This is a genomic window from Tsukamurella paurometabola (genome assembly GCF_900631615.1).
Classification (GTDB): Bacteria; Actinomycetota; Actinomycetes; order Mycobacteriales; family Mycobacteriaceae; genus Tsukamurella; species Tsukamurella paurometabola_A.
Map to the genome: position 1 here is coordinate 4,431,778 of NZ_LR131273.1, position 12,782 is coordinate 4,444,559.

General features: G+C 70.5%; 14 protein-coding genes. 4 read left to right on the forward strand and 10 right to left on the reverse strand.

The genetic code is table 11. From position 1 onward, the window contains the following. Nucleotides 1-7: 7 nt before the first annotated feature. The 3 genes from ELY19_RS22045 to dxr all read right to left on the reverse strand — a co-directional run bounded on the left by ELY19_RS22045 (nucleotide 8) and on the right by dxr (nucleotide 3,223). On the reverse strand, nucleotides 8-1,252 hold the full coding sequence (locus tag ELY19_RS22045; RefSeq protein WP_126198396.1) for a M50 family metallopeptidase: 1,245 nt from the start codon (nucleotides 1,250-1,252) through the stop codon (nucleotides 8-10). 233 nt (nucleotides 1,253-1,485) lie between these two features. Next, entirely contained in the window at nucleotides 1,486-2,034 is a 549-nt protein-coding gene (locus ELY19_RS22050; protein ID WP_126198397.1) for a hypothetical protein, read from the reverse strand. 43 nt (nucleotides 2,035-2,077) lie between these two features. Continuing rightward, nucleotides 2,078-3,223, reverse strand: coding sequence for a 1-deoxy-D-xylulose-5-phosphate reductoisomerase (gene dxr, locus ELY19_RS22055; protein ID WP_126198398.1), 1,146 nt, complete (start codon nucleotides 3,221-3,223; stop codon nucleotides 2,078-2,080). Nucleotides 3,224-3,328: 105 nt separating this feature from the next. Here dxr and ELY19_RS22060 point away from each other — a divergent pair, with 105 nt between their 5' ends. Continuing rightward, nucleotides 3,329-5,155 carry an SIP domain-containing protein gene (locus ELY19_RS22060; RefSeq protein ID WP_126198399.1) on the forward strand — a complete coding sequence of 609 codons (1,827 nt, stop codon included), beginning with the start codon at nucleotides 3,329-3,331 and terminating at the stop codon, nucleotides 5,153-5,155. Nucleotides 5,156-5,168: 13 nt separating this feature from the next. Here the strand turns inward: ELY19_RS22060 and ELY19_RS22065 are convergent, their stop codons facing one another. Further along, nucleotides 5,169-5,714 (reverse strand): Uma2 family endonuclease, encoded by a 546-nt coding sequence (locus tag ELY19_RS22065; protein ID WP_197715951.1) that lies wholly within the window; start codon nucleotides 5,712-5,714, stop codon nucleotides 5,169-5,171. Nucleotides 5,715-5,794: 80 nt separating this feature from the next. Next, nucleotides 5,795-6,112 (reverse strand): DUF952 domain-containing protein, encoded by a 318-nt coding sequence (locus tag ELY19_RS22070; protein ID WP_126198401.1) that lies wholly within the window; start codon nucleotides 6,110-6,112, stop codon nucleotides 5,795-5,797. A gap of 121 nt (nucleotides 6,113-6,233) precedes the next feature. Here ELY19_RS22070 and ELY19_RS22075 point away from each other — a divergent pair, with 121 nt between their 5' ends. Further along, nucleotides 6,234-6,497, forward strand: a complete 264-nt coding sequence (locus ELY19_RS22075) for a DUF2631 domain-containing protein (protein WP_126198402.1) — start codon at nucleotides 6,234-6,236, stop codon at nucleotides 6,495-6,497. A gap of 1 nt (nucleotide 6,498) precedes the next feature. On the opposite strand, the gene rlmN is transcribed toward ELY19_RS22075, so the two are convergent. Beyond that, on the reverse strand, nucleotides 6,499-7,611 hold the full coding sequence (gene rlmN / locus ELY19_RS22080) for a dual-specificity RNA methyltransferase RlmN (protein ID WP_126198403.1): 1,113 nt from the start codon (nucleotides 7,609-7,611) through the stop codon (nucleotides 6,499-6,501). A gap of 103 nt (nucleotides 7,612-7,714) precedes the next feature. On the opposite strand from rlmN, the gene ELY19_RS22085 reads away from it, so the two are divergent. Continuing rightward, nucleotides 7,715-8,164: a LapA family protein gene (locus ELY19_RS22085; protein ID WP_126198404.1), complete on the forward strand. Its 450-nt coding sequence runs from the start codon at nucleotides 7,715-7,717 to the stop codon at nucleotides 8,162-8,164. Between the two features lie 83 nt (nucleotides 8,165-8,247). Beyond that, a complete protein-coding gene (locus ELY19_RS22090) occupies nucleotides 8,248-9,504 on the forward strand; it encodes an MFS transporter (RefSeq protein ID WP_126198405.1) in 1,257 nt (418 codons plus the stop codon). 59 nt (nucleotides 9,505-9,563) lie between these two features. Here ELY19_RS22090 and ELY19_RS22095 read toward each other — a convergent pair whose 3' ends face one another. Genes ELY19_RS22095 through ELY19_RS22110 form a run of 4 tightly spaced genes read right to left on the reverse strand, consistent with a single transcriptional unit; the run spans nucleotide 9,564 to nucleotide 12,774 of the window. Then, complete coding sequence (locus ELY19_RS22095; protein ID WP_416222718.1) at nucleotides 9,564-10,472, reverse strand: phosphatidate cytidylyltransferase; 909 nt, start codon at nucleotides 10,470-10,472, stop codon at nucleotides 9,564-9,566. A gap of 2 nt (nucleotides 10,473-10,474) precedes the next feature. After that, complete coding sequence (gene frr / locus ELY19_RS22100) at nucleotides 10,475-11,032, reverse strand: ribosome recycling factor (protein ID WP_126198995.1); 558 nt, start codon at nucleotides 11,030-11,032, stop codon at nucleotides 10,475-10,477. 46 nt (nucleotides 11,033-11,078) lie between these two features. Next, nucleotides 11,079-11,849 carry a UMP kinase gene (gene pyrH / locus ELY19_RS22105; protein ID WP_249337654.1) on the reverse strand — a complete coding sequence of 257 codons (771 nt, stop codon included), beginning with the start codon at nucleotides 11,847-11,849 and terminating at the stop codon, nucleotides 11,079-11,081. Between the two features lies 1 nt (nucleotide 11,850). Beyond that, nucleotides 11,851-12,774, reverse strand: a complete 924-nt coding sequence (locus ELY19_RS22110; protein WP_126198407.1) for an SGNH/GDSL hydrolase family protein — start codon at nucleotides 12,772-12,774, stop codon at nucleotides 11,851-11,853. Between the last annotated feature and the right edge of the window lie 8 nt (nucleotides 12,775-12,782).

Genomic DNA, 12,782 nt, shown 5'->3' on the forward strand with positions numbered 1-12,782 from the left:
CTCCAGTTCAGTTGAAGAGCTTGATCGGATTGACGATGTCGGCTGTGAGGACGAGCAACATGTACCCGCCCGCGAGCGCCAGGACGACGTACGTCAGTGGCGCGAGCTTCATGTAGTCGACGGGGCCGCCCTTGCGGCCGGTGACCAGGTCGCGGAGCTTCTCGAAGATCACCACCGCCATGTGACCACCGTCGAACGGCGGCACCGGCAGCAGGTTGATCAGGCCCAGCATGAGGTTCAGCCCGGCGAGGAGCAGGAAGAAGACGCTCCACATGTCGCGCTCGGCCACCTCGCCGCCGATCATCGACGCGCCGACCAGCGACTGCGGGGTGTCGAGGCCGCGCTCCTCCCCCTTGATCGCGTCGACCAGGGCGGGGATCTTCTGCGGCAGCTCGCCGATCGCGACGAGGGTCTTGTGCCCCAGGTCCAGAGTGAACGCGGCGGTGCCACCGATGGCGGTGATCGGGTTGTAGTGGTCGGTCACGCCGAAGGTGCCGACCGTGATGCCGATCGTCGGGCCCGAGACCTCGACCAGTTCCTTCCCGTCGTCCGACGGGCGCCACTTCTTGCTGGTCACGGGGTCGATGCTGACGGTGCGCTGCTGCCCGTCGCGCTCGATGCCCAGGACGATGGCCCCCGTCGAGTTCTGCAGGGCGTCGAACACGGTGTCGGCGTCGACCGCGGCGCCGTTGACGGAGGCGATGATGTCGCCGCGCTGCAGGCCCGCCTGCGCCGCGGGGCTCGGGCGGCACTCGCCGACGGGGCGGCTGGGCTGCTCCTTGGTCGGCTTCGTCGTGGCGTCGGCGACGCAGCCGGTGGCGGCGACGGCCGCACGGGGCGTCGCCGTGGTCGACGGCAGGCCCGCCGTGACCGCGACGCCGTAGATCAGCAGCGCGCCGAGGATGAAGTTCATCCCCGGTCCGGCGAACAGCACGAACAGCCGCTTCCACGCGGCCTGCTTGTACATGGCCTTCTCCTGCTCGACGGGCGTCTTCAGCTCGTCCAGCAGGGTCATCCCGGCGATGTCGCAGAAGCCGCCGAGCGGTAGCGCCTTGACGCCGTACTCGATGCCGTCGTCGCCCTCGGGCCCCGATCGTCCCCGCACCGACCACAGGGTGGGGCCGAAGCCGATGAAATAGCGCCGGACCTTCATGCCGGTGGCCTGGGCCGCCCACATGTGCCCGCACTCGTGCCAGGCGATCGACGCGAGGATGCACAGCGCGAACGCTGCGATACCCAGGGCGTACATCATGGCGTCCACGATACCGGGACGACCGATCCGCTCTGCGGAGAAGAGCTCGCACCCCCTGTGTCAACACGCCATGCGCTCGGCGCATGGCCAACGTTTCCGCAGAGCAGGGCCCGAACTTTGTCGACTCCTGTGCGAGATGCAGTTCATAATCCACATGAGGGTTCACTGCGCGCTTCGCCGTCCGACTTGGACAGTCGCCTACGTCCTGGGGAGCCCAAACCAACCAGTTACGCCTAGGTTCGAGCTGTTCCCGACTTCCGCGCTGTAGCGCCTGGCAAGCGAAGCCATCGGACAGCTACGACGACGACCGAGGGAACGACCAGTACCCCGAATGCAAGCCAATCCGAACCCGCGCCCGAGCTCATACTGAGATCGACCCCGGCAGCAAGGAGGGAAATGACACTTGCCACCGCGACAACGAGGAAAATCACCGCGATGGACCCCATGCACTCGTCAATCCTCGAAGCGCTCCTCACACGGTGGGCGCCGTGATTGACAGCTCCTACGGAAGCTGCGATGCAGACGAAGATCATCAAATAAACCGTGATCGCTTCGCCCAGAGCGGAGGGCGCTGTGATCGAAGATGACGAGCCGGTGATGATCACCATCCCCGACACAATTGCGAGGGTCACATACGCACTCGCGTCGAGGACTTTGGACATGTGCTGCGCGGCCGGGGCGGGCGATAGACCTACGAATTTCGCTAGGCCCAGCACTGCGGCCTGCGGCACGGCAATCAAGGCAATGAACTGAGCGACAAAGAACCAAGTGTCCGAACTCATGATCCGGACTGTATGACCGGTCCCTGACAAGTCGCGCCGCCAGTCAGCGGACCAGCCCGACCAGCTCGGACGCCCGGCGGCGGGCCCACTCCTCCGCCGCCAGCACGTCCGCGACGTCGCGCGGCTCGGCCTGCCACTGGGCACCGTCGGCGACGACCTGCGCAACCGTGTCGACGATAGCGAGGAACGACGTGCGGCCGTCGAGGAAGGCCTGCGCGACCACCTCGTTGGCGGCGTTGAAGACCGCCGTGAGGCTGCCGCCGCGGGTGCCTGCGTCGCGGGCGACGGCGATCGCGGGGAAGGCCTCGTCGTCGACGGGTGCGAAGGTCCAGGTGTGCGCCTGCGTGAAGTCACAGGGGGCGCTCGCGCCGGGCACGCGGTCGGGCCAGCCGAGGGCCAGCGCGATGGGCAGCTTCATCGACGGCGGCGAGGCCTTGGCGATGGTCGCCCCGTCGACGAAGGTGACCATCGAGTGCACGACGGACTGCCGGTGCACCGTGACGTCGATGCGGTCGTAGGGCACGCCGAACAGCAGGTGCGCCTCGATCACCTCGAGCGCCTTGTTCACCAGCGTCGCGGAGTTGAGCGTGATCATCGGCCCCATCGACCAGGTGGGGTGCTTGCCGGCCTGCTCGGGGGTGACGTCGGCGAGCTCGGCGCGGGTGCGGCCGAAGAAGGGGCCGCCCGACGCGGTCAGGATCAGCCGGTCCACCTCCGACGGTGCGCCGCCTCGCAGGCACTGCGCGATGGCGGAGTGCTCGGAGTCGACGGGCACGATCTGCCCCTCCGCGGCCCGCTTCAGGACGAGCGATCCGCCCGCGACCAGGGACTCCTTGTTGGCGAGGGCGAGCCGGGCGCCGCTGTCGAGCGCGGCGAGGGTCGGGCCGAGGCCGAGACTGCCGACGACGCCGTTGAGCACCACGTCGGCGTCGACGGTCTCCACGAGGCGGGTCATGGCGTCCGGGCCGGTCAGCGCACCGTCGAACCCGGCGGCGCGGGCCGGGTCCGCGATGCCGATCCGGGCACCGTCGACGCCCGTCGCGCGGGCCTGCTCCGCGAGCAGCTCCGGGTTGCCGCCGCCGGCACCGAGGCCGACCACCTCGAACCGGTCGGGGTTCTCAGCGATCACCTCCAGTGCCTGGGTGCCGATGGAGCCGGTGCTGCCGAGGATGAGGACGCGGGTGGTCACCGGTTCAGCCTATCGGCGGCCCACCCCGCCCGACGGTCCGCCGTCGCCGACGGTCCGGCAGGGCAGGCTAGCCTTGCATGGAAGCCGACGAAAGGGACGTCCACGATGGCCAGCACACTCCGCGACGGCGCGGTGTTCCCGATCTGCCTCCGCGAGTTCGACGTGCTGCGGGTGTCGGACGTGACGCCCGGGATGCGCCGGATCGTGGTGGGCGGCGACGCGATGGGGCCGCACGAGCGCGACGGGGTGCGACTGCCGCCCGTGCACAGCTCCGGCTTCGACGACGACGTCAAGGTGCTGCTCCCCGACCTGCGGACCGGCGAGTTCCCCTTCGAGGTGCCGAAGAACACCGACCAGGGGCGGGTGGACTGGACCGACGGCTCCTTCGAGCACGCCCGCACCTACACCGTTCGCGAGTTCGACGCCGACGCCGGCGAGATGACCCTCGACTTCGTACTCCACGGGACGGGTCTCGCGGCGACCTGGGCGCGCCGCGTCGAGGTCGGATCCACGGTGCTCATCGCCGGTCCCAAGCATTCCGCGGCTCTCCCCCGCGACGTGGACTGGCTCCTCCTCGCGGGCGACGAGACCGCGCTGCCGGCGATCGGCCGCTGCCTCGAGATGCTGCCCGCGGGTATGCGGGCCACCGCCGTGATCGAGGTCGCCGAGCCCGGCCACCGCCAGGAGCTGACGACCGCGGGCGACGTGGAGATCGTGTGGCTCTTCCGTTCGGAGGCCGGTGGCGCGTCGCGCCTCGTCGAGACCGTGCAGAACACCGCGTGGCGCGGCGAGCGCCCCTTCCTGTGGGTGGCCGGGGAGACCCTGGCCATCAAGCCGCTGCGCCGCTGGGCGAAGAACGAGAAGGGCCTGGACAAGAACCGGGTGGAGATCACCGGCTACTGGCGTCACCGCGAGGTCGCCACCGTGGACGGCGACGCCGAACTCGTGGACACCAGCCGGGACCAGAACGTCGCCTCCGAGATCCACGAGATGACGGAACTGCTGCCGCCCTTCGCCGTCCGCGCAGCGGTCACGCTCGGCCTGTTCACCGCCATCGACGACGGTGCCGTCACGCCCGCCGCGATCGCCGCCGCCTGCGGCACCGATGCGCGCGCAACCGCGAAGCTGCTGCGGCACCTGGCCCTCCTGGACTTCGTCGCGCACACCGACGGCGGCTACGCCCTGACCGCCCGCGGCGCGCTGCTCACCGATCCCGACGAGCTCCTCGCCGGCGGCCTGCACCAGGGGCAACTGCGCACCCGCCTCGACTTGTCCTTCGTGCACCTGGCGGACGCCGTCCGCACGGGCACCGCGGTGCCCTTCGAGGGCGGCGACCTCCGGCGGGCACGCGCGGAGGACGAGGACCTCGCCGAACAGCTGCACGCCGCCGCGAGCCGCTGGGCCACCTATCGCGCCCCGGCGCTGCCCGAGGCCGTCGACGTCCGCGGCGTGCGGACGATCGCGGTCTTCGGCGACGGCGCCGGCGTCTACGCCGACAACCTGGCGCGCCTGCTCCCCGACGTCACGGTCGCGATCGTCGGCATGCCCAGCACCGTCGAGCGGGAGATCGCGACGGTCGCGACCGAGCGGCTCGGCCGGGTGACCGCCGCGCCCGGCACCGTCTTCGCTCCCCTGCCGCAGCGCTACGACCTGGTGGTGGGCATCGACGTGCTGCAGACCCTCCCCGACGCGGATGCCGAGCTGCTGATCACCACGCTGCGCGACAGCGCCGCCCGGGTGGTCTTCGTCGGGAACGTGCTCGACCCCGCGACCACCGACGACCACGAGACCGAGGACGACCTGCGCAACCTGTGCCTGTACGGCGGTGGCCTGCGCACGGCCGAGGAGCTGGGCGCCCTCGCGGACGGCGGCGCGCACCGCATCGCACCGCTCGGCTGGGGCACCTTCGTCGTGGAATACGGCGGGGCCTGACGGGCTGCGGCCGTCAGTCGACGAGGTCCGCCGGCACCAAGTCGACCGGGAACGGCTGCTCGATGAGCACCCGTTCTCCGGGACGGACCACGGCCGCGTGCGTGTACTCGTCGTCCGCCGGCGCGGTGTGGATCGTGACCGTGCCGTCGGCGTCGACGCGCCAGTAGGAGGCGATGCCGGCTTCCGCGTACTTCGCCGCCTTCAAGGTGCGGTCCGTGACCCGCGTGGACCTCGACGCGACCTCGATGACGAGGGCTACGTCCTCGGATTCGCGCCACTCGACGTCGCGCGCTGCGCCTGGCCTCAGAACCACGACGTCAGGAATGAAGTTCCCGCCCGGAACCCGCACCCCGATCTCGTACAGCACGCGCCATCCGCTCGGCATGACCGACCGGAGGGTCACGAGCAGATTCACGCCGATCCCTTGATGTCCGTCCAACGGTGGTGGCGTCACCAGCAGGCTCCCGTCCACGATCTCGTAGCGGTGCCCGTCGTCCGGCAGCACGTCGAGATCGGCCTCGCCCCAGTAGTCGGGGAACGAGTAGGTGGGCTGAGCCATATCGGCACCCCCTCTCGTTGTGGTGACGGTAAGACCTCGGTACGACATGTTTCCGGTCGCGGCCTCAGTCTATGCCTCATTCACTCCGGCAGGGCCTCGACGCCGACCACCGCGGACACCGGGATCGGGCCGTAGACGTGTGGGAACAGCTCGTCGGCGCCGGCGGGGACGGGCGGCTCGTACCGCAGGTCGAGCCCCGTCGGGTCGATCGACAGCAGCACGAGGTCCGACGCGGGGACGTCGGCGTAGAACCGCTCACGCACGCCCCGCCACTGCTCGGCGGTGGAGCAGTGGACGAAACCCACCTCCGCGAGCGTGGCGCCGCGGGTGGACACCGCGTACTCCCCGGCCGCGCGGGCGGCGTCCCAGTCGGTCACGAGGGCGAGATGGAAGATCACCCGCGCCACGCTACCCAGGAAGAGCCGCCCCTCGTACGACGCAGGGTCGTAGCGGGATAGGATTCATCCGTATCCCGGGCCCCGCCCGGTGCTCAGCGCAGATGCGACGAAGGAGAAGCGAGTGGCAACCACCGACCTGGAGCGCCAGACCACCTCGAAGGTCGACGAGGCCGACGTGCCGTCGCGCGACTGGGGCTGGAGCGGCAACGCCCCCACCACCGCGCGCATCGCCGGTGTGCTGTTCGCCGGGTTCCTGCTGCTCATGACGCACGGCAACCACCAGGGCAAGACCGAGGACATCTTCCTCGTCGGCTTCGCCGTGGCGATCCTCGGTGTGATCCTCGTGCAGTGGCTGTCCACCCGCCGCAAGAAGTGGAAGTACTGAGCTACTTCTCCTCGGCGGCCAGCTGACCGCAGGCCGCCGCGATCTCCTGGCCCCGCGTATCGCGCACGGTGCACGAGACGCCCTGCGCGATCACGCGGCGCACGAACTCGTCCTGTCGGTCCTTCGGCGAGGCGTCCCACTCGCTGCCCGGCGTCGGGTTCAGCGGGATCAGGTTCACGTGCGCGAACTGGCCGAGCTTCTTCCGCAGCTTCTCGCCCAGCATGTCGGCCCGCCAGGGCTGGTCGTTGACGTCGCGGATCAGCGCGTACTCGATCGACACCCGGCGGCCGGTCCTGTCGGCGTAGTAGCGCGCCGCATCCAGCACCTCGGCCACGCTCCACCGGTTGTTCACCGGTACCAGCGTGTCGCGGAGCTCGTCGTCGGGGGTGTGCAGCGAGACGGCGAGCGTCACGGACAGGCCCTCGTCGGCCAGCTTCCGGATGGCGGGCGCGAGGCCCACGGTGCTGACGGTGACGTGCCGCTGCGAGATCCCCAGGCCCTCGGGCGCGGGCGACGTGATCCGGCGGACCGCCTGCACCACGCGTTTGTAGTTGGCGAGCGGCTCCCCCATGCCCATGAAGACGACGTTCGACAGCCGGCCCGGGCCGCCCGCGACGTCGCCGTCCTGCATGGCCTTCGCCGCGCTGCGGACCTGGTCCACGATCTCGGCGGTCGACAGGTTGCGGTCGAGGCCGCCCTGACCGGTGGCGCAGAACGGGCAGGCCATGCCGCAGCCGGCCTGGCTGGAGATGCACAACGTCGCGCGGTCGGTGTACCGCATGAGCACCGACTCCAGGAGGGTGCCGTCGTGCAGGCGCCACAGCGTCTTGCGGGTGGTGCCGTTGTCGGTCGCGATGTGCCGCACGGGCGTCATCAGCTCGGGCAGCAGCGCCTCGCCGACGGTGCCGCGCGCCGCGGCGGGCAGGTCGGTCATGGTGGCCGCGTCGGCCTCGAGCCGGCCGTAGTAGTGGCGGGCGAGCTGGTTCGCGCGGAACGCGGGCAGGCCGAGGTCGACGACGGCCCGCTTCAGCTCGTCGTCGGTGAGGTCGGCCAGGTGGCGCGGGGGCTTGCCGCGCTTGGGCGCGTCGAATACCAGGGGCAGGGAGGTGCTCATAACTCCCCCATTCTCCCACGTCGACCGCGCGACGCCGACCAGCGTGATCCGGGCCACCGCGCGTCCCCCGTCGCTCTCCGCCCCGAGGTGGCAGGATGACGCCATGGCACAGGACGAAGACCGCCTTCGGGACCGCGAAGAAGCGGCCGGGATCCCCACCCCCGACGCGGATCCGGCCGGCGCACCGAACCTCCCCGCCGAGCGCGGCCCCGTCGACGCACCGGAATCCGACGGGGCCCCGAGCGGCGCATCCACCGGCGCGGCGCCGAAGCGCCGGGTCGACACGCGCGACGCCTACGAACAGGTCAAACACACCCGCTCCGCCGCGCTGTGGACCGGCCTCGTGGGCGGCGCCGTCGTCCTGCTGCTCCTGCTCGTGTTCATCGTGCAGAACCAGCAGAACACCGAGATCAACCTGATCTTCTGGACCGCGACGCTGCCGCTCGGCGTCTCACTGCTCATCGCCGCCATCGGCGGGGCGCTCCTCGTCGGCCTCGCGGGCGCACTGCGGATCGTGCAGTTGCGCCGCGCGGCGAAGAAGCTGCAGGACTGATCCGGTCGCCGGCCGGGCATCCGCCCGTTCGGATCCGCCGGGTTGCGGTGCGCGTGCCGCGAGGACGATGAAACGATGGACGCATGCGCGCATGGGTCGTCTGGTCGGTGGCGACTCTCGCCTACGTGGTGGCGATCCTGCAGCGCACGTCGTTCGGCGTCTCCAGTACGGAGGCCGGTGCACGGTTCGGGGCCGCCCCGGCGACGCTCGCGGCGTTCGTGGTGCTCCAGCTCGTCGTCTACGCGGGCATGCAGATCCCGGCCGGCCTGCTGCTGGACCGGTTCGGCTCGCGCCGGCTGATCGTCAGCGGGGCACTCCTGATGGCGCTGGGGCAGCTGACACTGGCGCTCACCGACTCCCTCCCGCTCGCGATCGCGGGCCGTGTCGCCGTCGGCAGCGGCGACGCGCTGACGTTCGTCTCGGTGCTCCGCCTGGTTCCGGCGTGGTTCCCGGTGCGCCGGATCCCCCTGGTCACCCAGCTGACGGGCATGACGGGCCAGCTCGGCCAGGTGCTCTCGGCGGTGCCCTTCCTCTCCCTGCTGCACGGCAGCGGGTGGGTATCGGCCTACGCCTCCGCTGCGGGGCTCGGCGTGTTCGCGGCGCTGGCCGTGTTCGCGACGGTGCGCGACGCGCCGCCCGGCCGCACAGCACCGCACGTCACGGTCCGGGTCGCCGAGATCCCCGCGATCCTCCGCTCGACCTGGATGCACCCGGGCACGCGGCTGGGCTTCTTCACGCACATGGGCACGATGTTCTCGGTGACCGCGTTCATGCTGATGTGGGGCGTGCCGTACCTCACGAACGCCCAGGGCCTCTCGTCGGGCGCGGCGGGCGGTGTCATCAGTTTCGGCGTGCTGGCGACGCTGGCGTCCGGGCCGGTCATCGGCTTCCTCACCGGCCGCTTCCCGGTGCGCCGTTCGTGGATGGTCATCACGATCATCCTCGCCAGCGCGGCGCTGTGGACGGTCGTCCTGGTGCGCGACGAGCCGTCGCCGGTGTGGCTGCTCACGCTGCTGGTGCTGGTGATCGCCGTCGGTGGCCCGAGTTCCGCTATCGGCTTCGACTACGCCCGCTCGTTCAACACGACGCGCGTGCTCGGCACCGCGCAGGGCATGGTCAACATCGGCGGTTTCCTGGCGAGCCTCGTCCTCATCCAGGCGATGGGGTCGATCATGGGCTCCGGCGCCGGCCTCACCTTCGACGGCTTCCGCGCGGCCTGGATGGCGCAGTACCCGCTGTGGGCGATCGCCCTGATCGGCGTCCTGGTGACGCGGCGCAAGGCGCGGCGGCGCGAGGGGATCACGCCGCGGCCGCTGCGTGAGGCGCTGCGCCGCCGCTGAGCCGGCCGGCTCGCGCCGGGAACCCGCGCGTCGGGAACCCCGCACGCTGGGACCGCGCGTCAGGACCCCATGAGGGCGGTGAGCGCCGCCCACACCACCACCGCGCTGGGCAGCAGGGAATCCAGACGGTCCATGATGCCGCCGTGGCCGGGCAGCAGGGTGCCCATGTCCTTGATGCCGAGATCGCGCTTGACCTGGGATTCGAGCAGGTCGCCCAGGGTCGCCGTGATGACGACGACCGGCCCCAGGAGCAGGCCCCACACGGGGTTCACGTCGAGCAGGAACTTGAGCACCAGCACGGCGCCGACCGCGCCGGCCACCATCGACCCCGCGAAGCCCTCCCAGGACTTCTTCGGGCTGATGGCGGGCACCATCGGGTGCTTGCCGAACAGCACGCCCGAGGCGTAGCCGCCCACGTCCGAGCACACCACGAGGATGATGAGCGCCGCGACGCGCTGCGGCCCGCGGTCCTCGGGGAGCACGAGCATGGCGCCGAAGGACGCGAACAGCGGCACCCACGCGAGCACGAACACCGTCGTCGAGATGTCGCGCGTGAAGGAGTTGGGCTCCGCGGTGCTCTGGTGTCCCAGGAGGCGCCAGACGATGGCGACGAGCACGGTGGCCACGAACGCGGCGAGCACGCCCTCGGTCCCGAGCGGCCAGCTCAGCCAGATGATCGCCTGGCCGCCGATGAGCATCGGCCACAGCTCCAGGTTGGTGCCGGCGGCGCGGAACCGCTTGACCACCTCCCAGGTGGCGACGGCCATCGCGGCGGCCACCAGCGGCACCCACAGGTGCGGGGCGAAGTACAGGATCGCGACGATGAGCGCGCCCAGGCTCACGCCCACGCCGATCGCGGCGGGGAGGTTGCGTCCCGCGCTGATCTTGCGCTTCCCGGACTCCTGATCCGCGTCGGGTGTTCCCGGTGTCGGAGCGTCGGAGCCGACCGAGTCGGGGGTATCCGGCACGGCTAGACCTCCATCAGATCGGCTTCCTTGCGCGCCACGAGGTCCTCGATCTGGGCGACGTACTTGGCCGTCGTCTTGTCGAGCTCCTTCTCGGCGCGCGCCACCTCGTCCTCCCCGGCGTCACCGTCCTTGACGATCTTGGCGAGCTGGTCGTTCGCCTTGCGGCGCACGTTGCGGATGGAGACCTTGGCGTCCTCGCCCTTGCCCTTGACCTGCTTCACCAGCTCCTTGCGGCGCTCCTCGGTGAGCTGCGGGATGCCGACGCGGATCAGCTGGCCGTCGTTGGTGGGGTTCACGCCCAGGTCGGAGTTGCGGATCGCCGTCTCGATGTTGCCGAGCTGGTTCGCCTCGTAGGGCTTGATGACCACGAGCCGCGCCTCGGGCGTGGTGATGGAGCTGATCTGGGTGATCGGCGTGGGCGAGCCGTAGTAGTCCACGACCACCTTGGAGAACATCGCCGGATTCGCGCGACCGGTGCGGATCGACTGGAAGTCCTCCCGGGCCACCGAGACGGCCTTCTCCATCTTCTCCTCGGCGTCGAAGAGCGTTTCGTCGATCACTTGGGTCACACGTCCTTTGCTACGAAATGGGTGGTCGGGTCCGGCGTCACGGCCGGACGAGGGTGCCGATGTTCTCCCCCGCGACGGCGCGGGCGATGTTGCCCTCCTCCAGAAGATTGAACACCAGCATCGGCATCTTGTTGTCCATGCAGAGGCTGAACGCGGTCGCGTCGGCCACCTTGAGGCCCTTCTCGAGCGCGGCGCGGTGCGTGATCTCGTCGAAGAGCTTCGCCTCGGGGTTGGTGCGCGGGTCGCTGTCGTACACGCCGTCGACGGCCTTCGCCATGAGCACGACCTCGGCACCGATCTCCAGCGCGCGCTGGGCGGCGGTGGTGTCGGTGGAGAAGTAGGGCATGCCCATCCCGGCGCCGAAGATCACCACGCGCCCCTTCTCGAGGTGGCGCTTGGCGCGCAGCGGCAGGTACGGCTCGGCGACCTGGCCCATGGTGATCGCGGTCTGGACGCGGGTGTCGACGCCCTCCTTCTGCAGGAAGTCCTGCAGGGCGAGGCAGTTCATCACGGTGCCGAGCATGCCCATGTAGTCCGAGCGGGCCCGGTCCATGCCGCGGTTCTGCAGTTCCGCGCCGCGGAAGAAATTACCGCCGCCGATCACCACGGCGATCTCGTGGCCGCTGCGGGAGACCTCCGCGATCTGCTGCGCGACCGTGCTCACCACGTCGGGATCGAGCCCGACTTCCCCGCCGCCGAACATCTCGCCGCCCAGCTTGAGCAGCACGCGCTTGTAGCCGTGCCGCACCTGTTGCTCCGTGTCCTGATCCGTCTGCTGTCCCTGGGCCGTGTCCGTCACGACGACCATCCTATGCGGGCGGCGCTGTTCCTCGGAGCCGGTCCTCGATCAGGTTGCCCAGCGCGCGCTGTCCGGCCACCGTCGGGTGCAGTCCGTTGGCCTCGGGTTCCTGCGCCTGGAGCTTGATCCCGCCCAGGCGCACGTACGGGTCGGGGTCGCACGCGGTGCGATCCATCGGGGGTTGGACGTACATGACCCGACGGTCCGCCGCGACCTCGCGGATGAGCCGGTCGAGGCTGCGGTACCAGGTGCGCCAGTGCCCGACGTTCTCCTCCGGGATCCCGGCCCGGTCCAGGCACGCGCGGTCGAGCGGACCGTCGAGCGGGAACAGCGGGAGGTAGCCGACGAGCACGACCCGCACGTCCGGGGCGGCGGCCTTCTTGATGGCGTCGACGGTGGCCGCGTACTGCGCGCGGACGAAGTTCCAGCCCTGCGAACCGGGCAGGTCCTGCGTGGCGGCGGCGGCGCAGCGATCGTCGGGGGCGCCGAGGCAGTGCACCACGATGTTCCCGAAACCGAGCGAGTTCGCCCCGATGATGACGGTGACGAGCCGGGTGAACGGTCCGACGCCGTACAGCTGCGGCGAGGTGTTGGGCTTCGGCGAGGGCTGGGTGAGGTCGTCGAGGGTCGCCCCCGAGCACGCCCGGTCGGTGAACGAGTAGGGCTGCAGCCGCTGGGCGAGGACGTGGCCGAGGTCGTCGCCGTTGCGGGCGCACAGGTCCATGGGCCGGACCTTGGCGTGGGAGCCGGACGCCGCGTAGCTGTCGCCCATGGACACGTACTGGGCACCGCCCGGGAGGTCGGGGATGTAGCTCGTCCCGTTGGTCTGGTAGTGCACGTAGCCGCTGCCGCCGCCGATCGTCGTCGACGCCCCGGCGGCGAGCACGAGGCTCGCCGCGAGGACGATTGCGATCGCACGCCGGATCCAGGACACCCCGGCGA